The organism is Streptomyces sp. NPDC050610, from assembly GCF_040654875.1.
Classification (GTDB): Bacteria; Actinomycetota; Actinomycetes; order Streptomycetales; family Streptomycetaceae; genus Streptomyces.
Genome location: NZ_JBFAIV010000011.1, coordinates 128866 through 154985, shown reverse-complemented (window position 1 = coordinate 154985; position 26120 = coordinate 128866). Strand labels below are relative to the sequence as shown.

Below are 26120 nucleotides of genomic sequence, written 5' to 3'. Positions count from 1 at the left end.
CCCGCACCACATCGCCGACCGGGGGACCGGAGGCCGTCGCCGGCCCGTACCGCGCCCCGCCTGAGGTGCTCTGCTCGTCACCGACCGCGTGTGGATTTCCGGGTGAGGTAGGCGATGGCCGCGGCGACGGCGGCGAGCAGCGCGACCGTCGTGAGCGCGGTCGGCAGCGACCAGCGGTCGGCGAGGAAGCCGATGGCGGGCGGGCCGAGCAGCATGCCGCCGTAGCCGAGGGTGGAAGCGGCCGCGACGCCGCTCGGTCCGGCCAGTTCACCGGCCCGCCCGATGGCGACCGGGAAGATGTTGGCGAGGCCGATGCCGGTGACGGCGAAGCCGAGGAGCACCAGCGAGGCGGCGGGTGCGAGCGCCCCGATGAGCATGCCCAGCGCGGCCGTCGAGCCGCCGGCGACCAACGCCCTGGTCTGGCCGAGCCGTTCGAGGAGCGCGGTGCCGGTGAGCCGTCCGAGGGTCATGGTGGCGGCGAAGACGGAGTAGCCGGCGGCCGCGAGGCCGGAACTGACGTGCAGGTCCTGCTTGAGGTGGAGCGCGCCCCAGTCGGCGAGCGCCCCCTCGCCGTACGCCGTGCACAGGGCGATGAAGCCGAAGACGGCGACCAGGCGGCGCGCACGGCCCGTAAGCCGTGCGGAGGGGGCGGACTCCGCCGGGGAAGCGGGGGGAGCCGGGGCGGCAGGGGAAGCCGGGGAAGCGGCGGAGGACCCCGGGCGAGTCGGCGCCGCGTGCGACAGCAGGACGCGGCCGGCGGCCGCCGTGAGGACGAGCCCCACCACGGTCAGTACCAGCAGGTGGCGGGTGGGGGACAGCTGCCCGGCGACCAGCCCGCCCAGCCCCGCGCCGAGCATCCCGCCGAGGCTGAACGCCGCGTGGAAGCTGGGCATGACGGGCCTGCGCAGGGCCGTGACGAGGTCGACGGCCGCCGCGTTCATCGCGACGTTGATGCCGCCGTAGGCGGCGCCGAAGACGAGCAGGACGAGTCCGAGGGCGAGCGCGGAGTGCGTCAGCGGTGGCAGCGCGATGCTGAGCGAGAGCAGGACTCCGGCGACGACGGTGACCGGGTGGGTCCCGAAGCGGTGGCACAGCCGGCCGGTCACCATCATGGTGGCGACCGCTCCGGCGGACACGCCGAGCAGGGCCAGCCCGAGATCGCCCGCGGAGGAGCCGGTCTGCTCCTTGATCGCGGGGATCCGGACCACCCAGCCGGCGAAGATGAAGCCGTCGAGGGCGAAGAATACGGTCAGGGCGGTACGGAGGCGGCGGAGGGCGGGGTCGGGCGTCGTAGCGCGCTGGGTCCCCGTTATGGCCGTCCGTATTTTGTTTAGCGTCGGCACAAAGCCAGAATAGGGGCGTGACCCAGAATCGGACAACACGACTGGAGCGGGGCCGTGGCGCCCTCGGCCCGGCGCTGGAGCTCGTACACACCGGCCGCGCGCCCACCCGCGCCGTACTCACCGCCGAACTCGGCGTGACCCGGGCGACCGCCGGAGCCGTGGCCGCCGAACTGGAGGCGCTCGGCCTGATCCAGGTCGACTCGCGGCCGGCCGCCTCAGCGGGCTCCCAAGGGCGCCCCTCCCACCGGCTGTCCATCGCGCCCCGCGGTCCCGTCGTCCTCGCCGCCCAGATCCACGCCGACGGCTTCCGCGCCGCCCTCATCGGGCTCGGCGGCCGCCTGGTCGCGACCGCGCCCGGCTGCATGACCGTGCCCGCCGACCCCGCCCGGGTGCTCGACGCCGTCGTCGAGGCCGGGGCCGGGCTGCTGCGCGACAGCGGCCGCCGCTGCCTGGGCGCGGGGCTGGCCGTACCCTCCGCCGTCGCGGAGCCCGAAGGCACCGCGCTCAACCCGATCCATGTGGCCTGGGCGGCCGGCGCCCCGGTCCGCGAACTCTTCGCCGAAAGCCTCGCCAAGGCCGGCATCCCCGGCCCGGGGAACGTCCCCACCGCGGGATTCACGGGCAACGACGTCAACCTCACGGCCCTCGCCGAACACCGCCACGGCGCGGGCCGCGGCGCCCAGCACCTGCTCTGCGTGGCCACCGGCCACCGCGGCGTCGGCGGCGCGCTCGTCCTCGACGGCCGGCTGCACACCGGCAGTTCGGGGCTGGCCCTGGAGGTCGGCCACCTCCCCGTCAACCCCGACGGCCCGGTCTGCCACTGCGGCAGCCGCGGCTGCCTCGACACCGAGGCCGACCCGCTCGCCTTCCTCACCGCCGCCCGCCGCACCCCCGGCCCCGAGGTCTCCCTGCTCCAGCAGTCCCGCGACCTGCTCCGCACGGAGTACGGCGACCCGGCCGTACGAGCCGCCGCCGACCTCCTCATCGACCGCCTCGGCCTGGGCCTCGCCGGGCTCGTCAACATCCTCAACCCCGACCGCATCATCCTCGGCGGCCTCCACCGCGAACTCCTGGAAGCCGACCCCGAGCGCCTGCGGGCCGTCGTCGCGGACCGCAGCCTGTGGGGCCGCAGCGGAGGAGTACCGATCCTGCCCTGCATCCTGGACCACCACAGCCTGGTGGGAGCGGCGGAACTGGCCTGGCAACCAGTACTTGACGACCCGCTGGGAGCGCTCGGTTGAGGGCCCGCCCGCCCCGGACGTGCACTGTCGCAGGGGCGGGCGAGGCTCAGGCCGGGCCGTCGGCGGCGGGAGCGTCGTAGACCAGGCTGAACCGCCAGAACAGCCGGCGCCGAATGCGGGAGCCGGGCAACTCCCATGCCGAGGCGGCCCGGATCTCCCTCAGCGTCTCCTGAGGAGCCGCCGTAGGCGCCGCCATGTGCGAGGGCGGCCCGTCGGCGCGGGCCGGATGCTTGACCAGCCCCATGACCGGGTTGACGAGCGCGGCCGGCAGGGTGGCGAGCAGGTCGACGGTTCCGGACTCCCGGTAGCAGCCGACGACCACGAGCCGCCCGCCCGGAGCCAGACAGCCCCGCAACTCCCGCAGGGCCGGCGCCAGCGGCAGGTGGTGCAGAACGGCGACCAGGACCACGGCGTCGAAGCGCCGCCGCGCATCGCGCCCCGCGAAATCCGCTTCCACGACGGTGACCGCGGGGTCGTCGGCGAACCGCTCCGCCGCGACGCGCGCTCCCCGCGGGTCGGGTTCGAGCCCGGTGACCGTGACCGCCCGTCGGCTCAGGAGCGCGGCGAGATTCCCCGTCCCGCAGCCGACGTCAAGAACGTGGCGGGCCCCGGACGCGGTTACCTGACGGGTCACCCAGGGGCCGTAGTGGTCGTTGTGGCTCCACGGATGCCGCTGGTTGAAACGGTGAAGGTGGGACAGTAACGACGCCATGGGGCCACGGTAGACGGCAGTGGCGCCCCACCAGGCGTCCCCGGCACCCGGCCCGCGTCCGGCCCCCTGCCAGGCCTGCCGAGGCACGCGGCCACGGTCGTCACGGGACACCGCAACGGCGCTCCTGAAGTGGCCCGGCCCGCTGCGGCGTGGAAGAGCGCAACCGGCGCGGTCGCGGAGCTGATTCTGGAATCCGGCATATGCCCAGAAGGGCTTTTGTGCCGATAGGATCTGGCCACGCCGCCGGGCTGCGCCCGTCGGCGTTCGATATCGGCCGTGCAGTTCCGCGGCGCGGCCTATGCACCATTCCCAGGGGGGAACTCCATGCATGAAATCAGCAAGGGCGCCAACATCCGCTTAGTGGCCCTCAGCGAGAACACCGACTCCGTCATCGTGAGCCTCGGCTGGCAGAGCCCGACGGGGGACGGGGACGCGGATGTGTCCGTACTGCTCCTCGACGCGCGCGGGAGAGTCCGCGACAACGAGGACTTCTTCTTCTACAACAACCCTTCGGCCGCCGATGGCAGCGTGCAACTCCTCGGCCAGAGCCCGGCGGAGAACGGCAGTGAGGACCGCATCCAGCTCGACCTCACCGCCTTCCCCGATGACGTCGACCGCGTCGTGATCGCCGCCAGCCGTCATCTGCGCGCGCATTTCGGCGCGTTGGAGAACCTGCGGCTGACCCTCGGCGACGGTGTGGGCGAGACGATCCTCGGCTTCTCGATCACCGACGCGAGCGTGGAGAGCGCCTTCGTCTTCGGTGAGATCTACCGACGCGGCGAGGAGTGGAAGTTCCGGGCCGTCGGGCAGGGGTACGACACCGGTCTCGCCGGTCTGGCCGGCGATTTCGGCATCGAGATCGACGATGACGATGACGATGACGACGCGACGGAAGTGGGGACCGGTCTGGCCGAGGCCGATGTGCTCGCGGAGGCTCCCGCCGCATCTGAACCGATGCCCGTGCCCGTGCAGCGCACCGAGGAAACGATCCTCTCGACGCCCGAAGCCCCCACCGCGCCCGAAGCCCCCGGCACGCCAACCCCCAGGGAGCCGGCCGCCGCACCGGACGGCAAGCTCGCCCCGCCCGATGACAAGCCCGACGACAAGCCTGTTGCACCACGCCGGCTGCGCACCGCGAAGAAGAAGGTGACACTGCCCCGTACGCCCAAGAAGTCCCTTGCCGAGAACGAGACATGGCGGCCCGCCCGGCTCTTCCCGGTCTCCTCCCTCAAGAGCGACCGGGAGCGCGAGGCGCGCGCCACATCCATCCTGCTCTCCGTGATGGCCCAGGTCCCCGAGTTCGGGCGCAGGCTCACCGCCGCCTTCGGAGCGCCCGCCGGACGCGTGGAAACCTTCACCGAAGTCACCCTCCCCAACGGGGAAGAGCCCAAGCGGCCGGACGGCGTCATCCGTATCGAGCGAGCCGGAAAGCTGTGGACGGCCCTGGTCGAGACCAAGACCAATGGCAACGCGTTGAAGGACGCGCAGATCCAGGACTACGTGGATATCGCCACCCGCCGCCGTTACGAGGCAGTCATCACCCTCTCCAACGACGTCGCCCTGGAAGGGAGCCCGCTGGTCGACATCAAGACCGACGGCCGTCGGAAGCACCAAGTCGGGCTCTGGCACCTCTCCTGGGCCGAAGTGACCCACCAGGCGCAGATGCTGATCCGCCACGAGGGCGTACGGCAGGAGGCCCACGCCTGGCTGCTCCAGGAACTCCTGCACTACCTCCAGCACGAGAGCTCCGGCTGCCACGGCTTCCAGAACATGGGCCCGGCCTGGGTCCCCGTGCGCAACGGGATCGACGACGAAACCCTGTGCCGGGGCGACGTCCGCGCCACCCGCGTCGTAGAGAGCTGGGAGCGGCTCATCCGGCAGGTCTGCCTCCGGCTCGGCGGCGAACTGGGCGAGAAGGTCGTGCCGGTCCAGCGCGCCAAGCGCACCACCGACGCGCAGACCCGGCGCGCGGCGCTCGCGGACCGCCTCTGCGACGAGGGAATCCTCGACGCGGCCATCCGCATAGAGGGGGCTGCCGGCATCCTGACCGTCACCGCCGACCTGCGCACAGGGCGGCTGCGCACCTCCGTCGACATCTCCGCGCCCACCCAGGGCTACCCGCTCAGTTGGGCGAAACGCCTGATCAAGCAGCTCGCGGAGGCCCCTGCCGACCTGCACGTCCAGACGCTCCTCGAAGACGATGCGGCAGGCCCGCGCGGCACGTTGGAGAAGCTCCGCCCCGAGCCCGGGGACCTGTTGCCGAAGGACGCCTCGCCCATCACGGGGTTCAGGCTGTCGCTGTCCAAGAGCATGGGCAGCACCCGAGGCAATGCCGAGACGAGCTTCATCCGCAGCGTGGACGCCGCCGTCGACCGTCTCCACTCCACGGTCCTGACCCATCTGCGCCGCACCACCCGCCGCCCCGCCCCCGAACCCGGCTCCGCCGACGTGCCCGAGCCGGCCTGAGGGCGGAGGCATACGGGAGACGGGCAGAGGGGCACGGGAACCGCGGGCTCCGCTCGTACGGGCTTACGGGCTTACGGACGTACGGGCGGGAAGCCCGCGTACTTCCCGCGCGGTACGCCGAGTGCCGCCGGCCGTACGACGACTGGCGGGGCCGCGAGGGGCCACGCTCGGTGGTGTCGAGAGAAGTTGAGAGCGATTGACACCACTGAGGAGCTGAACCGTCATGAACACCCTTGCCCAGAACTGGTCCGATGGCGGGCCCGGACCGTGGATTCTGTTTTTCCCGCTCATGTGGGCGCTGGTCGTCTTCGGCGTCGTCACCCTGCTGCGCCGCACGGTATGGCGCGGCCGGGGCGGACCGAGGCAGCTGAACGCCCCGTACACGGAGAAGTCCCCGATCGCCGTCCTCGGCCGCCGCTTCGCGACCGGTGAGATCGACGAGGAGGAGTACTGGCAGCGGGTCTCCGTCCTGGAGGAGCACTTCGGCGGCGCCGCGAAGGAACGCTCCGCGTGATCCGTGGCGGCTGCGACCGTTCGCCGGAGTCCTCCTGCCGCGTCCGGCGTCGCGCGTCCCATGTCGCGCGTCCCGCGTGCTGATGTCGCCCACGGGGGTGGTGGCATCAGCGCGCAGGACGGGGCCCGGCTCCGGCGTCGGCGAAGCCGGGCCCGGCGCAGGCGTCCACGAGGACGGGGTCCGGCGCAGGCGTCAGCGAGGACGGGGCCCGGCGCAGGCGCCAGCGAGCACAGGACTCGACACCGGCATCAGCGGCACAGGACCCGGCACCGGCGTCAGCCCGTGGACAGGGCACGCGACCAGCCCACCAGCGGTCGCCCACTCAGCCCCGGCTCGTTCCCTGCCCAGTCAGCCCAGTCAGCCCAGTCAGCCCAGTCAGCCCAGTCAGCCCAGAACCGCCGACCGCGCGGGCGTGTGCTCGCGCAGTCCGTTCGTCCGGTGCGACGGGGCCGGCTGTTCGAACGAGACGGTGGTCTCGGGTGCGCACAGCGGAGTCGGCGGTGCGACGGCGGCGGTGGGCGGCACCGGGAGGGTGAACCACACGGCTTTTCCCTCACCGTCCTCGCGGGTCCGGATGCCCCAGCTCTCGCTGACCGCGTCGATGAGGGCGAGCCCGCGTCCGTGGGTGCTGCACTCGTCGGCGCCGGTGAGGCTCGGCAGCCGGGGGTCGTGGTCCTGCACGGAGACCGTGAGCCGGTCGATCAGGAGGATGATCTCCACCGTGCACTGCTTGTCGGGTTCCGCGTGGCGGTGGACATTCGTCAGCAGCTCGGTGACCCCGAGCGCCGCGGGATCGATGAGCGGATCGAGATGCCAGTACCGCAATTGCGCGGATACGATTCTGCGGACCTGTCCGATCCGCGACGGCAGGGCCTGAAGCTCCACCGTGCAATGCCTGCTCGGCCGGCTGATCACGGCTGCGACTCCCTGAAGAAGTAGGGCTAGCCTGATACAGATGCGGGGATGCGGGGACAAACGCGGGCTGGGAACGGTTCCTGCGGTGTGGTGGCTGCGAGCCGACCGGCGGAGGCTGGTTCTCAGCGTTACCACCGGTGAACCCTCAGTGATGCTGGTACGAGTCAAGATTCGACCAGAACCGGCACACGCGCAACTCGTGCCCCGTCAGCCCCTGATGCCTCTGGAGTCCTGGGCTTCGCGGGTTTCGCGGGCGTGCGCCGTGCGTACCGCGTCCAGGAAGCGGCGTGCCGTGCCCGTCTCCAGTTCGCCGGCGGCCTCTCGCTGGTCCAGGGTGAGCAGATAGCGGGTGCCGTTCACAGTGGCGCGGGCGCGTCCGCGGGCCGCGAACCAGGGCCTGCTGGCGTGTACGGAGTCCACGGGCGCGCTGTCGATCTCGCGACCGTAACTGGTGAGCAGCTCCAGCCTGCCGTCCTTGATCTTGATCTGCCCGGCCCGGGTGAGAGAGCGGAGAAACCGCTCGATCCGCACCCCTGTCGCATTGAACTCGGACGCCGCGAACTCTGGCTCCGCCACGGTGCACCACCTCCCTGGCCGAAGGCCGAACCAACCACTTGCCCGCAGTCTGCCTGCGAGACGGCTCGCGCACCAGTGCCCATTTATGATCGAAACGTCCGAGAGCTCCCGATGAGCCCGGAAGTCATCGTGAGGAGCGGCGTGAACAGCACAGTGCAACCGGGGGCGGCGGACGCGACAGGACCGGCCCGAGGGGGTCCCGCCACCCCCACGCTCGACGTGGACCGTACCGATCCCGGCTACCGGAGCTGGCTCAAGGAGGCCGTCCGCAAGGTCCAGGCCGACGCCAACCGCTCCGCCGACACCCACCTCCTGCTCTTCCCGCTGCCCGAGGAGTGGGGGATCGACCTCTATCTCAAGGACGAGTCCACCCACCCCACCGGCAGCCTCAAGCACCGCCTCGCCCGCTCGCTCTTCCTGTATGGACTGTGCAACGGCTGGATCCGGCCCGACCGGCCCGTCATCGAGGCGTCCAGCGGCTCCACCGCCGTCTCCGAGGCGTACTTCGCCAACCTCGTGGGCGTGCCCTTCATCGCCGTCATGCCGCGCACCACCAGCGCGGAGAAGTGCCGACTGATCGAGTTCCACGGCGGGCAGTGCCACTTCGTGGACGACCCCCGGAAGATGTACCAGGAGGCCGCCGCCCTCGCGGAGCGGTCCGGCGGGCACTACATGGACCAGTTCACCTATGCCGAGCGGGCCACCGACTGGCGGGGCAACAACAACATCGCCGAGTCGATCTACAGCCAGCTACGGCTGGAGCGGCACCCCGAACCCGCCTGGATCGTCGCCACGGCCGGCACGGGCGGCACCTCCGCGACGATCGCCCGCTACGTCCATTACATGCAGCACGACACCCGCGTCTGCGTCGCGGACCCCGAGAACTCCTGCTTCTTCCAGGGCTGGCGGGACCACGACGCCGAGGCGAGCAGCGACCGCGGCTCCCGCATCGAGGGCATCGGCCGCCCCCGCATGGAACCGAGCTTCGTGCCCGGCGCCATCGACCGCATGATGAAGGTCCCCGACGCGGCGAGCGTCGCCGCCGTACGGGCGCTGGAGCGGGCGATCGGCCGCAAGGCGGGCGGCTCCACGGGGACCGGGCTGTGGGGCGCCCTGAAGATCGTCGCCGAGATGGTCGCCGAGGGGCGTACCGGCAGCGTGGTCACCCTGATCTGCGACCCGGGGGACCGCTATCTCGACAAGTACTACTCGGACGCGTGGCTGGAGGGACAGGGCCTGGACATGGCGCCGTACGCCGAGACCATCGCCTCCTTCCTCGCGACCGGCCGCTGGCCCGAGTAGTCCTCCCCGGAGCCCGTCCCACCCGTGGACTGGCGGTGGTCATACGGACGCCAGCCGCCGGTCCAGCGCGCGCACCGCGTCGCGGAACGCGCGCCCGAACCCCGGCCGGGCCAGCCGCAGCGCGCCCCGCACCGGGGCCGCCGCGTCGACGGCGAACGTCCACCGCACGCGGGTGCCGGCGCCGTCCCCGGAGCCGATCGGAGTGAGCCGCCACTCCTCCAGGAGGGCGCGTACGCCGGGGGCGTTCACCTCGTCCACGCGGTAGGCGTACCGCTCGGGCGCGTCCGCGGCCATGATCGTCTCGACGAAGCGGACCCCGCCCACCAGCCGGACCTCGCGGCCCCTCGCGCCGTCGACCGGGCGGGCCAGGGTGACCGCCCGGTACCACGTGGGCCACTGGGTGACTTCCTCGGCCAGCGCCCGGTAGACCGTCTCCGGCCGCGCCGCGGCGTCGGCGGTGAAGACCAGCCGCAGCGGGGCGGTCTCGACGAAATCGAGCCCGACAGGGCGGAGTCGGCGCGCCATGGTCGTATACCTCCGGCGGGATCGGCAACGTGACCGGGCGGGCACACCATAGCTGTCGGGCCGTCAGATGTCTGCGTCGCCTTCGGGGCCGCCCACCACCACCAGCTCCGGCAGATGCTCGGAGATCTCCGCGCGCGCCGGGCCCGGCAGCCCCGCGTCCGTCACCAGCGCGTCCACGTCCTCCAGCGCGGCGAACGAACTCAGGCCGACCGTCCCCCACTTGGTGTGGTCCGCCACGACCACCACCCGCCGCGCCGAGCGCACGAAGTGCCGGTTGGTCTCGGCCTCCGCGAGGTTCGGCGTGGAGAGCCCGGCCCGCACCGATATGCCGTGCACGCCCAGGAAGAGCACATCGAAGTGGAGGGACCGGATCGCGGCGTCCGCCACCGGCCCCACCAGCGTGTCCGACGGCGTACGGACCCCGCCCGTCAGCACCACCGTCGCGGCGCCGGGCCGCGGCCCCGAACCACCGCTCGCCGCCGCCCGCTGCGCGTTGTAGAACACATCGGCCACGCGCACCGAATTCGTCACCACCGTCAGATCCGGCACCTCCAGCAACTGCTGGGCCAGGGCGAACGCGGTCGTACCGCCGGCCAGGGCGATGGCGCTGCCGGGCGCCGCCATCCGCGCCGCGGCCCTGGCGATGTCCTCCTTGGCGCTGAGCTCCAGGCCCGCCTTGGCCTCGAAACCCGGCTCGTGCGTGCTCGCCTCCGCGACCGGCACCGCACCGCCGTGCACCTTCTCCAGCACACCCTGCCGGGCGAGCACGTCCAGATCGCGGCGGACCGTCATGTCCGAGACGCTCAGCTTCCGCGTCAGCTCATTGACCCGCACCCCGCCGCGCCGTCTGACCTCGTCGAGGATCAGGGCGCGCCGCTGCTCCGCGAGGAGGTTCTGGTTGTCGCTCACCACCCGGCCCGTCCTTTCCGACCTTCCGATCAGCCGTCGCGTTGTCGCGGGCTCATCCTCCCACGCGGGTACGACAGCGCATCGACCGAGCGTTCCCGGGGCATTCGCATCACGATTCCGCCTCGCCCGCACGGCCGCGGGCTGTTGTCAGTGCCTCCGGGCACAATCCTCATAGCGAACCACCACACCGGGATCGGGGGACACGGTGGCACCGGCCGCGCACGACAAAGCGTCAGCAGCACGACACACCGAAGCGCACGAAGTCCAGACGACCGACAAGACCGGCGGCGGGCAGCGGGACCGCCCCGCGCTGGAGCTGCTCGTCCACGGGGTGGGCGGCACCACCCCGCAGGAGATGCTCAACGACGCGCGCACCGAGCGCGTCACCGGCGACACCACCGCGGGCATCTACCGGCGCGCCGGCGACACCGACGCCGAGCAGCGCCCCGCCGACCACCGCGAGGAGCCGGTGCGCGAGGCGTACGTCTGGTGCAACCTCACCTCCGGCGACAGCTCCCGCGCCCTGTGGCTGGTGCTGCTCCCCTTCATGGTGGCCAACCTCGCCCACTGGATGCGGCCCTCGGCGACCGGCCGCGCCCGGACCGTGCGCGCGTACGGCATGATCGTGCGGCTCGTCGCGCTCAGCCTCACCGTCCTGCTCATCGCCGCCGCCTGCGAGGTCGCCCTCGACCTCACGGCCTGGCAGTGCGCCGGCACGGCCTCCTGCGCCGCCGGGAAGACCTGGCTCGGCTTCATGTCGCCGCAAGGGGGCGGCTGGTGGAGCCAGCCCGGCAGGCGGCTCGCGCTCGCCGCCGTCGTGCCCGCCGCCATAGTGGCCCTCCTCTGGTTCCTCTCGCACCGCACCTGGAGCGCGTACGAGTCCCAGCAGCCGGTCGGCCGCCCCCTGGAGGAGGACGACCCGGCCGGCACCGGCCGCCCCGCGCTCTGCCTGCCCGGCTTCTGGTACGGACGGCGGCTCGTGGCCCGGCTGCGCGCCGCCCACACCGCGGCCGGCTTCCTGACCGTCGCCGCCGTGATCTCCTGGACCACGTCCCGCTACGACCGCCAGGAGGGCGGCGCCCCCTGGCTGGACGCCTCCGGCTGGTGGCTGCACGCGCTGCTGGTCTGCACCGGCGCCCTCATCGTGTACGTGGTGTGCCGCCGCGGCCGCAGCGAGTCCCGGACCGACGACGCCCTCGACGGGGCCACCGCCCGGGCGCTGCCCGGCATCTCCTTCGCCGTGCTGCTGCTCTGCGCGGTGCACGCCGCCTGGAACCGCCCCGGCTGGACCTCCGAGGGCATGCTGCCCGGCAACGAGACCTTCGGCGTCATCGCCCTGGCCCAGGGCGTCCTCGTCATCGGCCTCGCGGTCGCCGCCCGCGCGCTCTACCAGGGAACTCCCGCGGAGCGGTCCCCGCTGCGCGGCCTCGCCGGCCCCGCCGTCGCGATGCTCGCCTGCGCGCTCGGCGGCGTGCTCTCCGGCGGAGTCGCCCAATGGATCGCCGACTGGCTCGACGGCGGCCGTACGCCCGGCATGGGCGAGGGGGCCGTCGACGGGCCGCCGGTGGTGCTGTCCTGGCAGGCGTCGATCATCCCCGTGCTGCTGTCCGCCCTGCTGCTCCTGGTGCTCTACTTCCTGTGGGTGACCCGCGTGCGCAAACAGCGGCTCCTGCGCACCGTCCCCGACGGCTACCCGGACGAGAAGCCCGACGAGACCCGTACGGGCGCCATCGCAGGGACCATCGCGCGCGCCGGGCTCACCGACTCCGCCCCCTGGGTGGTCGGCACCGTCGCCGCGGTCACGCTCGTACTGGGCGGCGTCGCCGTCGCCGGCGCCTGGGGCACCCACGAGGTGCCGGGCAAGGCCGCGGAGGGGACCACCGGCGTCATCGAGGCCGGGGCGCAGACCGCGCAGACGCTCGGCTCGTGGTTCATGGGGTTCGTCTTCGTGCTCCTCCTGGCCTGGGGGCGCCGCGCCTACCGCGACCCCTCCGCGCGCCGCACCATCGGCATCCTGTGGGACGTCGGCACCTTCTGGCCGCGCGCCGCCCACCCCTTCGCGCCGCCCTGCTACGCGGAGCGGGCCGTCCCCGACCTCACCTGGCGCATGGAGACCTGGACCCGGCGCACCGGAGGGCGGCTCGTGATCTCCGGGCACTCGCAGGGCAGCGTCCTCGCCGCCGCCGCGGTCTGGCAACTGGACCGGCACACCCGCAAACGCGTCGCCCTGCTCACCTACGGCTGCCCGCTGGAGCGGCTCTACGGACGCTGGTTCCCCGCCTACTTCGGCCCCGCGCAGCTGACCGCTCTGCACGGCGACATCCACTGCTGGCGGAATCTGTGGCGGCTCACGGACCCGATCGGCGGCCCCATCCGGCTGCCCGACCACACCGGCCCCGAGGTCGACTGCGGGCCGCTGAAGGACCCCCTCGCCTACGGGCGCACGCCGGACCACCCGCTGCCCGCGCCCATACTCGGCCACTCCGACTACCAGGCCGACCCCGGATTCGACGCGGAGCGCACCGCGCTCCTCGCCCGGCTGGGGCCGCCCCGGATACCGGCGCAGCCCGGACCTCAGGGCAGCCCGGCCGGACCTCAGGGCAGCTCGGGCAGATCCTCCGAGTAGAGCAGCGTCAGCTCGTCGGTGCTCGGGTCGGGGAGCTGCGCCACCCGGCCCGCGTGCCGCTCGACCATCGCCTCGAAGGTCTGCCGGGCGGTGCGGCCGTTGCCGAACGCCGGGCCCTTGGGCAGCTCCGTGAAGTATTTGAGCAGCGCGTCGGAGGTGCCCTCGCCGATCCGGTACTCGTGCTCCTCCACCTGCTGCTCGATGATGTGCAGCAGTTCTCGCGGCGTGTAGTCGCCGAAGGTGATGGTGCGCGAGAAGCGGGACGCCACACCGGGGTTGACGGACAGGAAACGCTCCATCTCGGCGGTGTACCCGGCGACGATCACCACGACCGCCTCCCGGTGGTCCTCCATCAGCTTCACCAGCGTGTCGATGGCCTCCCGGCCGAAGTCCCGGCCCGAGTCCTCCGGGGACAGCGCGTACGCCTCGTCGATGAAGAGCACCCCGCCGCGCGCCCGGTCGAACGCCTCCTGGGTGCGGATGGCGGTCGAGCCGATGTGCTCGCCGACCAGGTCCACCCGTGAGACCTCCACCAGGTGGCCGCGCTCCAGCACCCCGAGGGAGGCGAGGATCTCGCCGTAGAGCCGTGCCACGGTGGTCTTGCCGGTGCCGGGGGAGCCGGTGAAGACGAGATGGCGGCGGACCGAAGCCGCCTTGAGCCCGGCCAGCTGACGGCGGCGGCCCACCTCGATCATGTCGGTGAGGGCGCGCACCTCCCGTTTGACGCTCTCCAGGCCGACCAGCGCGTCGAGTTCGCCGAGCACCTCCGTCGAGGGGCGTGCGGAGGCGGTGTCCGGCGGCTCGGGCGCGGCCGGCTCCGGGGCGCGGGGCCCCGGCACCCCGCCGAGCAGCCCCACCGTCTGCACCGCCGTCTCCGTCGCGGCGGCCGCGGACCCGAGCCCGGCGGCGGGGGAGACGGCGGCCAGCGTCGCGCTCTCGTCGCTCGTGCAGTCCTCGCTGACCGGGCCGTCCTCGGCGAACTCGTAGCCGCCGCGCGCGCACCGCTCGGTGCGGCACCGGGTCAGCGTCGTGCGGCAGCCGTCGATGATGTGGAAGCCGTAACCGCTGCTGCCCGTCACCCGGCAGCCGTGGAACGTGCCGCGGCCCTCCGCCGACACGTAGAACCCCGCCTCGATGGGCGAGGTCACCGTGCAGCGCTCGATGGCGGGGTCCGCGCCCTTGGTGACGATGACGCCGGTCGCCGCCCCGTCGATGGTGCAGTTGGCCAGGGTGCCGCCGCTGCCGTGGTCGCGGAACCAGGCCCCGGTCGCCGCCTCGCGTATCCGGCAGTCGTCGAGCTGCGCGGTCGCGCCGTCGCTCACCGACACGGCCGTGTTGCGGACCTGGGATATGTCGCTGTCCACGACGTCGGCGCGCGACCCGCGGTCGAGGACGAACAGCGCGTCGGGCACGTCGCGCACCCGGCAGGAGTCGAGGACGGCGGTCGCGCCGTCGCTGACCCAGACCGCCGGGTAGTCGCCCGTACTCTCGTTGATCTCGCACTGGTTGGCGTCCACCCGCGTGCCCGGGTCCCATACGGACAGGCCGTTGCGGCCGAAGCGGCGCACCGTGGAGCGCGTCAGCGTGAGCACCGAACGCGAGCGCAGGTCGACCGCGTTCTCCGGGATGTCGTGGATGTCGCAGTCGGAGAGCGTGAGCACCGAGTCCGTGTCGAGCGTGACGCCGTCCGCGGAGGTCCGGTGCACCTGACAGTCCGTGAGGTGCCCGGTGGCGCGCGACGCCACCTGGACGCCGCTGCCCTTGATCTCGTACACCTCGCAGCCGACGGCCTCCAGCGCGGTGCCCTCGCCCGTCATCGTCAGCCCGGCCCCCGAGGCGTGGTGGATGCGGCAGCGCTCCAGGCGCGGATGGCCGCCGCCGCGCACCGCGACGCCGGACTGGCCGGCGGCCATCACCTCGCACTCCTCGAAGACGCCGCCCGCCCCGTCCAGCACGCTGATGCCGATGCCGCCCGGATTGTCCACGGTGCAGCGGCGCACCGTGGGCCGGGCTCCGCCGCGCACCTCGATGCCGACCGCCGAGCGGGTCGCCACCCGGATGCCCGCCAACTCCGGTGCGCCGTCCTCGATGAGCAGCGCGGGCACGGTCGAGTCCTGCCCCTCGACGTAGAGGTCGTGCAGGGCCGCGGAGCCGCGGACGGTCAGCGGCACGCCCTCGGTCGGCGCGATCCGCACCGAGCCGCGCGTACTCTCGCTGCCGCGCAGCGTGACGGCCCGGACCACGACGAGGTTCTCCCGGTACGTGCCGGGGGAGATGGACAGCACATCCCCGTCGGCCGCGGCCTCCAGGGCGGCGGCGAGGGAGGCGTACTCTCCCGTGCGCCGCCGCCACCGTGATGTGCCGGTGTGCGTCACCTGGACCGAGCCCTGTGCCATGGTGCTGTTGTGCCCCCACCTCGTGGTTACGTTCACCGCGTACGGACGTGTACTGGCGGCACCACCGTAGCGTGCGCGGGGGACGGGAGTTGACCGGTCAGCTCCCCGCGCCCGCCCGGCCCCAGGTCTGGCCCGCCCGAGCCCACGCGCGGTCCCACCGCGCGTACCTTCTCAGCAGGAGCCGCCGGACGACCAGCCGGCGGAGGCCCTCGACGAGCCCCGCCGCCGCGCCGGCCGTGCCGAGTCCGGCGAGAGCGGCGTGCGCGGCGGCCGTGGTGCTGTCCATGGGGCGGGCGGAGGCTCTGCCGCTGTCGTCGGTCCACAGCGGGAACGGGTCGCCGGGGGCGGCGACCCGCCGGGCGCTGACGACGCCCGTGTGCGTACTGCCGTCGAGCGCGGTCCAGTTGGCCAGCACCCGGCGGTGCTGCGGGCGGTGCCCGGAGGCGGTCTCGGGGTCGGGTTCCATCGGCGGCCTCGGCATGAGCCGCACGGCGGTCGCGGTGACCAGATGCCGGTGCTGCTGCTGTTCCCGCACGGTCTGCCGCAGGGCGCCATGGGCGAGCGAGCCCACGGCCCAGCCGGCCGCCGGGGCCGCGACCAGCATCAGCAGTACGGCGATCAGCCCCACCCACGCCTCGACGAGGTCCGTTCCCCGGCGCAGTGGGTTGTGCCGCCACCGCCAGATGACCGGAGTCTTGTGCACGGTGCTGCACCCCCTTCCGCGTCCGTAAATACCTCACTTGAGGGGTTACATGCGCGAGACGGCGGGGGAGAGAGCAAAATCACCCTTTGCGCGGGACTGTCGCCGTGGCGCGTCGACGGGGGCGACGGGCGTGCTCCCGCCGAGGCTACTCAAGGATCTCGACCGGGTCGCCGACCCGCAGCGTCCCTGTGGTCTCGGGGATGAGGTTCTGCCCGAACACCAGCGCGTCGCCGATGCGGTGATGGCGGGCGAGCGTGCGCAGCGGCTCCTTGCCGCGCTCCGCGGTGCGCTGGTCGGTCGTGGTGATGACGCAGCGCGCGGAGGGCTGGGGCGCCCGGAAATCGATCTCGCCGATGCGCACCCGCCGCCAGCCGTCCTCGGCCCACGGGGCGACGCCGTCGACGACGACGTTGGGCCGGAAGCGGTTCATGGGCAGCGGGCCCTCGTCCGCGTGGTCGCCCTGTGCTATCAGCGAGTTGAGGGCGTCGAGCGAGGCTGTCGTGGTGAGCAGCAACGGATAGGCGTCGGCGAAACTCACGGTCTCGTCGGGCCGTGCGAAATCGGGCCTGATGGGGCGGCGGTGTTCCGGGGCGTCGAGATGGTTCAGCCGGGCCTCGACGCCGAGGAAGTCGCTCGCCCAGGCGTCGGCGTCGGCGCCCGCGGGCACGGCCTCGACCTTGTCCCGGAAGATCTGCACGGTGACCGTGCCGATCTCGTCGGGCACCTCGACGTCCAGTGGCTCAAGGCCGGGGGCCGTGAGCCGGATTCCGCCGCCGGGCAGCGGACGCGCCGACGCCAAGGCGAGGCGCGGCTGCTGCCGTTGCGTGATCTGTCTGCCGTCGGGCTCGGTCAGCACCCATCTCCGGTCCCCGGCGAGCCCCCACGGCTCCACGGCCGCTTCACCGGGCGCGCACCCCGCGACCGACTTCACCGGATAGACATGGACCGCGTTCAACACTGGGTCGGACATGCGGTCAGTTTGCCAGCCGGGTCGGACAATTGAGCGATCGACCAGGTCAGTAGCCCCCCTGGTTGGGGTACTGACGGCCGTACTGGTCGTCGTACGGCGAAGGGGCCGGCCGGGGCGCGACGGGCCGCATGGCCTCGTACCCCGAGGGCGCGGCCGGGCGCTGCTGCTGCTGGTACTGCTGCGGGCCCGGGTAGCCGCGCGGGCCGCCCGCCTGCTGCGGGATGTACGGCGCGGGGGCCTGCTGGAGCGCCGGCTGCTGCTGCGCCGCGGGGTAGCCCTGCTGCGGAGTGTGCTGGGACGGCCCCGCCGGAAGCGCGGGCAGCGCGGCCGGGAGCGCGGGGAAGTGTCCGCTGGTGTCGTACGGGGAAGGAACCCGGATCGGTGCGATCTGCGGAGTGCCCCGCTCGGCGACGAGGCTGTCGTAGATAGGGGTGTCCGGGAACGACGACGCGGCGAAGTAGCCGCCGCCGTAGGAACTGCGGGGGGAGGTCATAGCCCATAAGTTAAGCCCACCGCCCAGGCCCGGTCTACGGGAAGGTAGCACCAACCCCCTTCTGACCTGCAAATACACAGGTCGGACCACAAGGGGTACATCAGGACACACCAGCATGATTAGCCGCCCCCGTCACAGGGGTTCCCGGTCCGCGGTCCGGCCGGCGAACGTCCGCCTGGGGTGCACGGGTCGGGGCCGCGGGCTGTTCCGCCGGATCCCGTTCCGCCGCGCAACTCGGCGCTCCCGTCGCCGAGTTCACCCGCAAGTGGTGCGGCCGACGCGGGTGGCGGACGGCGCGGCGTCCTGACCGCGGGCGCCGCAAAGCGAGCGAACCTGCGAAAAGCGGTCGCCAAGGTACGTTGGGACCGGGTACAGACCGGCCGCGTTCACGGCCCGTTCGGAGGGGTGGAGCATGACCATGCGCAAGGGCACCAATGTGCAGATTCCGGCATCGGCGGTGCGGGTCGAACTGGGCTGGCGGACCGGCGCCGGAGTGCCGGACGTCGACGCCTCCGCGCTGCTGCTGCTCTCGGGGAAGGTCCGCTCCGACGCGGACTTCGTCTTCTACAACCAGCCGGCGCACGCCTCGGGCGCGGTGCGCCACGAGGGCAAGCGTCCCGCGGACGGAGCGGTCACCGACACCCTCTCCGTCGACCTCGACCGGGTCGAGCCCGCCATCGAGACCGTCGTGATCGCGGCCTCCGCCGACGGCGGCTCCTTCGGCCGGGTGCCGGGCCTGTGCGTCCGGGTGCTGGACGCGTCGAGCGGCGCGGAGCTCGCCCGGTTCGACAGCGAGGACGCCACGGTCGAGACGGCCTTCGTCCTCGGCGAGCTCTACCGCAGACAGGGCGCGTGGAAGTTCCGCGCGGTCGGCCAGGGGTACGGCACCGGGCTCGCGGGGCTGGCGACGGACTTCGGGATCAGCGTGGACGAGCCCCGGCCGGCCGCGCCCGCCCCCGTGCCGCAGCCAGCGCCCGCGGCGCCGCCCGCTCCCGCGCAGGCCGCGCCGCAGCCGCCCGCGCAGCCCGTCGCGCCGCCGCCCGCCGCTCCGCCCGCCCCGGCTCCGGCCCCCGCCCCGGTACGGCTCAGCAAGGTGACGCTCACCAAGGAAGCGCCGTCCGTCTCGCTCACCAAGCAGGGCGGCACCTCGGGCTCGATGCGCGTGAACCTGAACTGGGAGGTCCGCAAGCAGTTCAAGGGCTGGGGCCAGAAGCTCGGCAAGGCCATGGCCATGCACGCCGATCTCGACCTCGACCTCGGCGCGCTCTACGAGCTCACCGACGGCAGCAAGGGCGTGGTCCAGGCGCTCGGCAACTCCTTCGGCTCGCTGCGCCAGGCCCCCTACATCCACCTCGACGGCGACGACCGGACCGGCGCCTCGGAGGCCGGCGAGAACCTCACGATCAACCTCGACCGCAAGGCGGAGATCGCCCGTGTGCTGGTGTTCGTGACGATCTACGAAGGCGCTCGGAGTTTCGCCAATCTGCACGCCACGGTCACCCTGACCCCGCAGGGTGGCGCACCGATCGACTTCTCGCTCGACGAGTGCACCGTGCCGTCCACCGTCGCCGCACTCGCCCTGATCACCAACACCGGCGACGACCTCATGGTCCAGCGCGAGGCCCGCTACCTCGTGCCGGACCGCGGCGTCAGCCCCCAGCGCACTCTGGACCGCGCCTACGGCTGGGGCATGAACTGGACCCCCGGCCGCAAGTAGCCGCGCCCGCTCACGGCGCGGCCTCGGGACGGGCGTACGTACGCCCCTTCCAGGCCGCGCCGCGGCCCCGGTAGTGCTGCACCGCGGAGTCGACGGTCATCGCCAGGTACGCCGCGGCGATCAGCGGCAGCAGCGGGGCCAGCCACGGCGGCTGCCGGTAGTAGCGCAGTATCGGCAGGTACGTGCCGATCATGACCGCCCAGGCGCAGCCGCCGAGCAGCGCCGGGGCGGCTGCGCCGGCGGCGGCTCCCGCCACCAGCGCCACGGGCGGCGCGAGGTAGACCACCGCGAGCCCCACGACCGTGCCCGCCAGCACCAGCGGGTTGTGGCGCAGCTGCGCGTACGCGCTGCGCGACACCATCCGCCACAGCGGCCCCAGACCCGTGTACGGCCGGACGCTCTCCACCCGGTCCGCCAGCCCCAGCCAGATCCGCCCGCCGGTCCCCTTGACCGCCCGCGCGAGCGTCACGTCGTCGATCACCGCCTGCCGGATGGCCTCCGGGATTCGCGCCCGCTCGGCCGCCTCCACGCTGAGCAGCACACAGCCGCCCGCCGCCGCGGCCGTCCGCCCGCCGGGCCGGTTGACCCAGCGGAACGGGAACAGCTGCCCGAAGAGGTACACGAACGCCGGGACGATCAGCCGCTCCCACGCGGTCGCCACCCGGAGCCGGGCCATCTGCGACACCATGTCCAGCCCGTTCGTCCGCGCCGCGCACACCAGCTCGCGCAGGCTGTCCGGGCCGTGCGCGATGTCGGCGTCGGTGAGCAGCAGGTATTCGGCGTCCGTACGGGCGCGGGCCAGCGCCATCCCGTGCCGCACCGCCCACAGCTTCCCGGTCCAGCCCGGCTCCGGCTCGCCCGGCGAGCCGACCGTCAGGGGCAGCCCGCCCCGGTCGGCCGCGAGCGCCCGCGCCAGCTCTCCCGTGCCGTCCGAGCTCCCGTCGTCGATCAGGAAGACCTCGGCCCGGCCCGGGTACTCCTGGGCGAGCAGGGTGGGCAGGCTCCGCGGCAGGACCTCGGCCTCGTCGCGGGCCGGTACCACCACCGCGACGGATGGCCACTCGGCGGGCGGCGCGCGGTCCGGCAGCCTGACGTCCGTACGCCAGAAGAAGCCCTGTCCCAGCAGCAGCCACCCCCAGGCGGCCAGGGAGACGACGGCGATCCAGGTCAACGCGTTCACCCGGCGCAGTCTGCCGCACCCGGCGGCCGAGCGGAGGGAGGCCCCCGCGAGGGAGGGGTGGAAAGCGGCGGGAGGCGTGCGATCACCGGTGGCCGACCCTGCGGGCCCCCGGGAAAGCCGCCCCGGTAAGGTGATCGAGTGAAGATCGCGCTTATGGACTCTGGTAACGGGCTGCTGGCCGCAGCGGCCGCCGTGCGCCGGCTGCGACCCGACGCGGACCTCGTGCTCTCCTCGGCGCCCGACACGCTGCCCTGGGGGCCCCGCAGCGCCGAGGAGGTCACCGAACTCTCGCTCGGCTGCGTACGGGCCGCCGCCGCGCACCGCCCCGACGCCCTGATCGTCGCCTGCAACACCGCTTCCGTGCACGCCCTGGACGCGATCCGCGCCGAGCTGGAGCCGGAGATCCCCGTGATCGGGACCGTCCCGGCGATCAAGCCCGCGGCGGTCGGCGGCGGGCCGTTCGCCATCTGGGCCACCCCGGCCACCACGGGCAGTCCCTACCAGCGCGGGCTGATCCGCGACTTCGCCGCCGGGGTCGACGTCACCGAGGTGGCCTGCCCCGGTCTGGCCGACGCCGTGCAGCACGCCGATCCGGAGGCCCTGGACGCCGCGGTGGCCGTGGCCGCCGGTCGTACGCCCCGCGATGTAAGGGCCATCGTCCTGGGCTGCACCCATTACGAGCTGGTCGCCGAGCGCATCCTCGCCGCCGTGCGGCAGCCCGCCGCACCGCCCCCCGTGTTCTACGGTTCCGCCGACGCCGTCGCCGCTCAGGCGCTGCGCCGGATCGGCGCGCAGCCCGCCCCCGAGGCCGCGGCCACCGGCGGTCTGACCGTCCTCCTCGGCGGCCAGGAGGCGGCTCTGGAGCCGGCCTCGCTCACCTATCCGGAGGGACGTCTTCTGGCGGTGGTCAGTCCGGCCTGACAGCAGGGGCCGACCTGGAGGAATGGGCCAGGGCGAACATGGGTACGGACGGTGCGGGACGTTCGGCCCGCTGTCGGCATGCCCGAAAATAGGTAGGCTGCCTCCCATGAAGGACCACACCGAGGACGAGAAGCCGGGCGTGACCCCGCACATCCCCGATGTCTGGACCGGGCGCGCCACCAACAGAGTGCAGTGGCTGCTGGCCGCTGCGGGCGCGGCCTGCGTGGCCCTGGGCGTGCAGCTGGCCGTCGACTCCGCGTGGACGTCGGGGCTCGCGCCGCTCGTGATGTCCGTGGTCGGCTGCCTCGCGGCCGGACTGCTGATGCTCTACGGAACCCTGGCCTTCGTGCACGTGGCGGTGCGGGTCGACAAGGAGGCCCTGGAGGTGCGCTGCGGCCACATGGGGCTGCCCCGCCGCCGCATCCTGCTCGCCCATGTCGTCGACGCGGACTTCGCGCCCAGCGTCACGCCCCGCCAGTGGGGCGGCTGGGGCTACCGCTGGCGCCCCGAGATCGGCACCGCGGTCGTCGTGCGGCGCGGCGAGGGGATCGTGATCCGGCTCGGCGACGGGCGCTCGTTCACCGTCACCGTGGACGACGCCGAGGCCGCCGTACAGGTGATCCGCGACCTGCTGCACGTCCCGCCCGGCCGTACGGTGCGCATCCAGCCGTAGCCGGGCCGATTCCGAGCCACATTCGAACAATGTCCGAGTCACGCCCAACCCGAACCGTCTCCGCGCGGTCCGGGCCTCGGGCCCGCCGGGCGCGCCGCGCCGTCCCCGGCCGGTGATCGGCAAGGCCGTTACGCTCGGGGCATGGCGACTCCCGACTTCATCCGAGAACTCCGCGCGACCGCGGGCCACCAGCTGCTGTGGATGCCCGGCGTCAGCGCGATCGTCTTCGACGACCAGGGCCGGGTGCTGCTCGGCCGCCGCGCCGACAACGGCCGCTGGTCGATCATCGGCGGCATCCCCGAGCCCGGTGAGCAGCCGGCCGCGACGGCCGTGCGCGAGGTGTACGAGGAGACCGCCGTGCACGTCGTGCCGGAGCGGGTGCTGCTCGTCGAGGCGCTGGACCGGGTGACGTACCCCAACGGGGACGTCTGTCAGTTTATGGACGTCTGCTTCCGGTGCCGCGTCGTCGGCGGGGAGGCGAAGGTCAACGACGACGAGTCCCTGGAGGTGGGCTGGTTCTCCCTGGACGCGCTGCCCGCCATGGAGGAGTTCGCCACGATGCGGATCAAGCGGGCGACGGGGGACGAACCCACCTGGTTCCGGGGGATCGACGAGGCGCCGGAGCCGACACGGCGGTAGGGCGTTCGCCGATCGCGGGGGCCGGGTGGTAGCAAAGGTCATGAGCGGCGCCGGCCGTGGACCGGCCGGATGCGACGCCGCGTGATCGCTCTTCGATGAGGGAAGGACACCATGCCGCTAGAGGGAGAGTACGAGCCCAGCCCGGAGAAGATGGTGCGCGACCAGGTCGAGCTGTTCGAGCGGACCGGGGGCAGCGCGGGCAACACGATGCTGGGCAAGCCCGTCATCATCCTCACGACCCGGGGCGCGAAGTCCGGCAAGATCCGCAAGAGCCCGCTGATGCGGGTGGAGCACGACGGCGCGTACGCCGTGGTCGCCTCGCTGGGCGGTGCGCCCAAGCACCCCGTCTGGTACTTCAACGTGCTGGCCGACCCGCATGTCGAGCTGCAGGACGGGCCCGAGCGCCGGGACCTGACGGCCCGTGAGGTCACCGGCGAGGAGAAGGCGCGGTGGTGGCGGCGCGCGGTCGAGGCGTACCCCGACTACGCCGACTATCAGCGCAAGACGGACCGTGAGATTCCGGTGTTCGTGCTGGAGCCCGCCGGAGCCTGAGCGCGAGGAGCAGGGTCCTTCGGACAACAGGAGCGGGCGGTTCCGCCGGTCCGGCCCGTGATGCGGGCGGGGCGGAGCCGCCCGTTCCTGTATGTACCTGACATTTGGGAGGGCCATCATTCGGCCGATTTCCGGGCGGCTGTGTCCGTAGGGCGTACACCCCCCGAACATCGGAGCGAGCCGGTCGATCACGAGGACTAGACCAATACCGGTCCAGGTCACCACATGTGCCACCGACACGGGCCATGTCCGTCCGGCTGCGCCCGCCGGGATTCGTGCAGCATGCATTCAGGACAGCCGACGGCCCGGAGGTGGCCGCTTCCTGCGCGGTGTGCGACTCGCGGCACTCCGGTTTGCCGCAATATATGGCTGTGCGGTTGAGGCGTGGGCGTGGGGCCCGTGCAGGGGCGCAGGAGGGCGTGCTGAGCCGGGGTGGGGAGCTCCGGCCGCCGTTGGGGTCACACCGCACTCGGAGGATGACATCGGTTTCGCGTGCGGGCGCCGCTTTCGTGCTGCGCACGCGCTTTTACCGGACGGCACCGCGTACGGTCCGTCCCGGGGGGAGAACACTATGGGGCAACTGGCCCGACTGGCATCGGCATGCGCCGCGGCCGCACTGCTCGCGATGGCGCTGCCGGCGGCCGGAGCGAGCGCCGCGGACGACATACCCAGAGTCGACTTACGGGTCCTGGTCGTCGACGACGGGGAGCCCGCCACCACGGCGATACGCGCCGAACTGACCGGCGCCGGCACGCCGTTCACCACCGTGAGCCTCGCGGACAGCGGCCGCGCCCGTATCGACGAGGCGTTCCTCAGCGACACCGTCGACGGGCGGCCGCGCGCCAAGTACCAGGGCGTCGTACTGCCGAACGACAATCCCTTCGGGACCGACTCCAAGGAAATGGCCGCGCTGACCGCGTACGAGAAACGATTCGGCATCCGGCAGGTGGACGCCTACACCTACGCCCGCCCGGCCGTCGGCCTCAACCTCGCGCAGGACTCCGGCTACATCGGCCCGCTGGACGGGCGCACCGCGCAGGTGACGGCGGCCGGCGCCGCCGGTCCCTTCAAGTACCTCAGTGGAAACGTTCCTTTTGAGGACAACAACCCGTCCGTGAACGAGAGTTACGGCTATGCGGCCGTACCGCTCGCCAAGCAGCAGGACGGCGCGACCTTCACCAGCTATCTCGACACCGCCATCGCCGGCAGCTCCGCCCGCGGCTCCCTGATCGGCCAGTACACGCACGACGGGCGCAGTGAACTCGTGGTGACCTTTGTCTACAACGAGTACCAGAGCCAGCAGCGGCTGGTCTCCCGCGGCGTCGTGGAGTGGCTGACCCAGGGCATCCACCTGGGCGCCTCCCACAACTACTTCTCCATCCACGTCGACGACCTCTTCGCCGCCGACGACCGTTGGGACAGCGACCTCAACTGCACCCCGGGCGACGTCGACTGCCCCGGCGGCACCGAGCCCGACACCGCCCCCATCCGGATGACCACCGACGACGCGGAACACGCGAAGGAGTGGTCGCGGCAGAGCGGCGTCAAGATCGACTTCGCGTACAACGGCGGCGGCAGCATCGAGTACCGGGCGGAGCACGGCGGCAAGGACCCGCTCGCCGACAAGTTCGTGGCCGACCAGGGCTCGTACCGCTGGATCAACCACACCCTGACCCACGCCTGGCTCGGCTGCGTGCAGGACCTCAGCGTGGTGCCGTGGAAGTGCCAGACGGACGCCGCCGGAAAGCCGAAGTGGACCTCCCGCGCCGAGATCACCTCGCAGATCCAGGACAACCTCGACTGGGCCAAGAAGGAAGGGCTCACCCTGGACCCGGACGAACTGGTCACCGGTGAGCACTCCGGCCTCTCCACCACGCCCCAGCAGCCCGCCGACAACCCCGAGCTGGCGCCCGCGCTCGCCTCGGCCGGCGTCACCTGGCTCGGCAGCGACACCTCCCGCGAGAAGGGCCAGCGCCAGGCCGGTCCGGCCCTCACCGTGCCCCGCTACCCGATGAACGTCTTCTACAACGCGGGCAAGGCCGCCGAAGAGGTCGACGAGTACAACTGGATCTACGGCAAGAAGGCCGACGGCGGCAGCGGCACCTGCGAGAACTCCACCAACACCACCTGCCTGCCCGCACCGCTGGACATCAAGACCGGCTACACCTCGTACATCGTGCCGCTCGAAACCCGGATCGCCCTCGGCCACGTGCTCGGCAACGACCCGCGCCCGCACTTCATGCACCAGTCCAACCTCTCCGAGGAGCGCATCGGATACCAGGTGCTCGACAAGATCCTCGGCGACTACAAGGCGCTGTTCGCCGACAACACCCCGCTGATCAACCCGCGGATGCGGGACGCCGGCGCGGAGCTGCGCGAACGGGCCGACTGGCAGCGGGCCGTCACCGCCGGACAGGTCACCGCCTACCGGATCGGCTCGGCCGTCACCGTCCAGGCGCCCGCGGGCGTCAAGGCGCCGGTGACCGCCCCGGACGGCACCGTGCAGAACAGCGGCGGCTCCCAGGCGCCGTTCGGCGCCGCGTACGCCGGAGCGCGCTCCGGCTGGGCCGTGCCCGCGGCCGGGCAGAGCGGCATCGCCCTCGACATCCCCGCGGCGCTCACCCCGCACCCGGCGGCCCACGCTGGGCCCGCCGCGCACGTACAGCGCCCGGCCGCCGGCCTTCCGGTCCCGGCCGGAGTGCGCCACCCGGTGAGCTACGGCCCCGGAGACGCCAACCGGCGGTAGG

22 protein-coding genes are annotated in these 26120 nt (G+C 72.8%); 11 read left to right on the top strand and 11 right to left on the bottom strand.

Going from position 1 to position 26120, the window contains the following annotated elements; genetic code table 11:
- Positions 1–77 precede the first annotated feature (77 nt).
- Positions 78–1343: an MFS transporter gene (locus AB0I22_RS16450; RefSeq protein WP_363131456.1), complete on the bottom strand. Its 1266-nt coding sequence runs from the start codon at positions 1341–1343 to the stop codon at positions 78–80.
- Between the two features lie 17 nt (positions 1344–1360).
- Here AB0I22_RS16450 and AB0I22_RS16445 point away from each other — a divergent pair, with 17 nt between their 5' ends.
- Positions 1361–2584, top strand: coding sequence for an ROK family protein (locus tag AB0I22_RS16445; RefSeq protein WP_363131455.1), 1224 nt, complete (start codon positions 1361–1363; stop codon positions 2582–2584).
- Positions 2585–2630: 46 nt separating this feature from the next.
- Here the strand turns inward: AB0I22_RS16445 and AB0I22_RS16440 are convergent, their stop codons facing one another.
- The gene (locus AB0I22_RS16440; protein ID WP_363131454.1) at positions 2631–3296 is read right to left on the bottom strand and encodes a class I SAM-dependent methyltransferase; all 666 of its coding nucleotides are present in this window, start codon (positions 3294–3296) and stop codon (positions 2631–2633) included.
- Positions 3297–3620: 324 nt separating this feature from the next.
- Between AB0I22_RS16440 and AB0I22_RS16435 the strand changes: the two genes are divergently transcribed.
- Together AB0I22_RS16435 and AB0I22_RS16430 are read left to right on the top strand one after the other, a co-directional pair.
- A complete protein-coding gene (locus AB0I22_RS16435; protein ID WP_363131453.1) occupies positions 3621–5762 on the top strand; it encodes a TerD family protein in 2142 nt (713 codons plus the stop codon).
- Between the two features lie 223 nt (positions 5763–5985).
- On the top strand, positions 5986–6276 hold the full coding sequence (locus tag AB0I22_RS16430; RefSeq protein ID WP_363131452.1) for an SHOCT domain-containing protein: 291 nt from the start codon (positions 5986–5988) through the stop codon (positions 6274–6276).
- Positions 6277–6660: 384 nt separating this feature from the next.
- On the opposite strand, the gene AB0I22_RS16425 is transcribed toward AB0I22_RS16430, so the two are convergent.
- Both AB0I22_RS16425 and AB0I22_RS16420 read right to left on the bottom strand, forming a co-directional pair.
- Entirely contained in the window at positions 6661–7191 is a 531-nt protein-coding gene (locus AB0I22_RS16425) for an ATP-binding protein (RefSeq protein WP_363131451.1), read from the bottom strand.
- A gap of 207 nt (positions 7192–7398) precedes the next feature.
- On the bottom strand, positions 7399–7767 hold the full coding sequence (locus AB0I22_RS16420; protein ID WP_363131450.1) for a hypothetical protein: 369 nt from the start codon (positions 7765–7767) through the stop codon (positions 7399–7401).
- Positions 7768–7920: 153 nt separating this feature from the next.
- On the opposite strand from AB0I22_RS16420, the gene AB0I22_RS16415 reads away from it, so the two are divergent.
- On the top strand, positions 7921–9069 hold the full coding sequence (locus tag AB0I22_RS16415) for a PLP-dependent cysteine synthase family protein (RefSeq protein ID WP_363131521.1): 1149 nt from the start codon (positions 7921–7923) through the stop codon (positions 9067–9069).
- A gap of 39 nt (positions 9070–9108) precedes the next feature.
- Here the strand turns inward: AB0I22_RS16415 and AB0I22_RS16410 are convergent, their stop codons facing one another.
- Both AB0I22_RS16410 and AB0I22_RS16405 read right to left on the bottom strand, forming a co-directional pair.
- A complete protein-coding gene (locus AB0I22_RS16410) occupies positions 9109–9594 on the bottom strand; it encodes an SRPBCC family protein (protein ID WP_363131449.1) in 486 nt (161 codons plus the stop codon).
- 63 nt (positions 9595–9657) lie between these two features.
- Positions 9658–10503: a DeoR/GlpR family DNA-binding transcription regulator gene (locus AB0I22_RS16405; RefSeq protein ID WP_363131448.1), complete on the bottom strand. Its 846-nt coding sequence runs from the start codon at positions 10501–10503 to the stop codon at positions 9658–9660.
- Between the two features lie 310 nt (positions 10504–10813).
- Here AB0I22_RS16405 and AB0I22_RS16400 point away from each other — a divergent pair, with 310 nt between their 5' ends.
- The gene (locus AB0I22_RS16400; protein ID WP_363131520.1) at positions 10814–13129 is read left to right on the top strand and encodes a hypothetical protein; all 2316 of its coding nucleotides are present in this window, start codon (positions 10814–10816) and stop codon (positions 13127–13129) included.
- Here AB0I22_RS16400 and AB0I22_RS16395 read toward each other — a convergent pair.
- From AB0I22_RS16395 to AB0I22_RS16380, 4 genes are all read right to left on the bottom strand, one after another.
- Positions 13099–15525, bottom strand: coding sequence for a right-handed parallel beta-helix repeat-containing protein (locus AB0I22_RS16395; protein WP_363131447.1), 2427 nt, complete (start codon positions 15523–15525; stop codon positions 13099–13101). The genes AB0I22_RS16400 and AB0I22_RS16395 overlap by 31 nt on opposite strands.
- A gap of 97 nt (positions 15526–15622) precedes the next feature.
- Positions 15623–16228 carry a hypothetical protein gene (locus tag AB0I22_RS16390; protein WP_363131446.1) on the bottom strand — a complete coding sequence of 202 codons (606 nt, stop codon included), beginning with the start codon at positions 16226–16228 and terminating at the stop codon, positions 15623–15625.
- A gap of 145 nt (positions 16229–16373) precedes the next feature.
- Entirely contained in the window at positions 16374–17198 is an 825-nt protein-coding gene (locus AB0I22_RS16385) for an MOSC N-terminal beta barrel domain-containing protein (protein ID WP_363131445.1), read from the bottom strand.
- A gap of 46 nt (positions 17199–17244) precedes the next feature.
- Complete coding sequence (locus AB0I22_RS16380; protein WP_363131444.1) at positions 17245–17691, bottom strand: DUF6643 family protein; 447 nt, start codon at positions 17689–17691, stop codon at positions 17245–17247.
- A gap of 412 nt (positions 17692–18103) precedes the next feature.
- Here AB0I22_RS16380 and AB0I22_RS16375 point away from each other — a divergent pair, with 412 nt between their 5' ends.
- On the top strand, positions 18104–19408 hold the full coding sequence (locus AB0I22_RS16375; protein WP_363131443.1) for a TerD family protein: 1305 nt from the start codon (positions 18104–18106) through the stop codon (positions 19406–19408).
- A gap of 10 nt (positions 19409–19418) precedes the next feature.
- On the opposite strand, the gene AB0I22_RS16370 is transcribed toward AB0I22_RS16375, so the two are convergent.
- Positions 19419–20588, bottom strand: a complete 1170-nt coding sequence (locus AB0I22_RS16370; protein WP_363131442.1) for a glycosyltransferase — start codon at positions 20586–20588, stop codon at positions 19419–19421.
- Between the two features lie 138 nt (positions 20589–20726).
- Between AB0I22_RS16370 and AB0I22_RS16365 the strand changes: the two genes are divergently transcribed.
- The 5 genes from AB0I22_RS16365 (at position 20727) to AB0I22_RS16345 (ending at position 26119) form a co-directional block, all read left to right on the top strand.
- The gene (locus AB0I22_RS16365) at positions 20727–21509 is read left to right on the top strand and encodes an aspartate/glutamate racemase family protein (protein WP_363131441.1); all 783 of its coding nucleotides are present in this window, start codon (positions 20727–20729) and stop codon (positions 21507–21509) included.
- A gap of 106 nt (positions 21510–21615) precedes the next feature.
- Complete coding sequence (locus AB0I22_RS16360; RefSeq protein ID WP_363131440.1) at positions 21616–22182, top strand: hypothetical protein; 567 nt, start codon at positions 21616–21618, stop codon at positions 22180–22182.
- Between the two features lie 141 nt (positions 22183–22323).
- The gene (locus tag AB0I22_RS16355) at positions 22324–22821 is read left to right on the top strand and encodes an NUDIX domain-containing protein (protein ID WP_363131439.1); all 498 of its coding nucleotides are present in this window, start codon (positions 22324–22326) and stop codon (positions 22819–22821) included.
- A 111-nt stretch (positions 22822–22932) separates the two neighbouring features.
- Positions 22933–23373, top strand: a complete 441-nt coding sequence (locus AB0I22_RS16350; RefSeq protein ID WP_363131438.1) for a nitroreductase family deazaflavin-dependent oxidoreductase — start codon at positions 22933–22935, stop codon at positions 23371–23373.
- A 571-nt stretch (positions 23374–23944) separates the two neighbouring features.
- Positions 23945–26119, top strand: coding sequence for a hypothetical protein (locus AB0I22_RS16345; protein WP_363131437.1), 2175 nt, complete (start codon positions 23945–23947; stop codon positions 26117–26119).
- Position 26120: the final 1 nt, after the last annotated feature.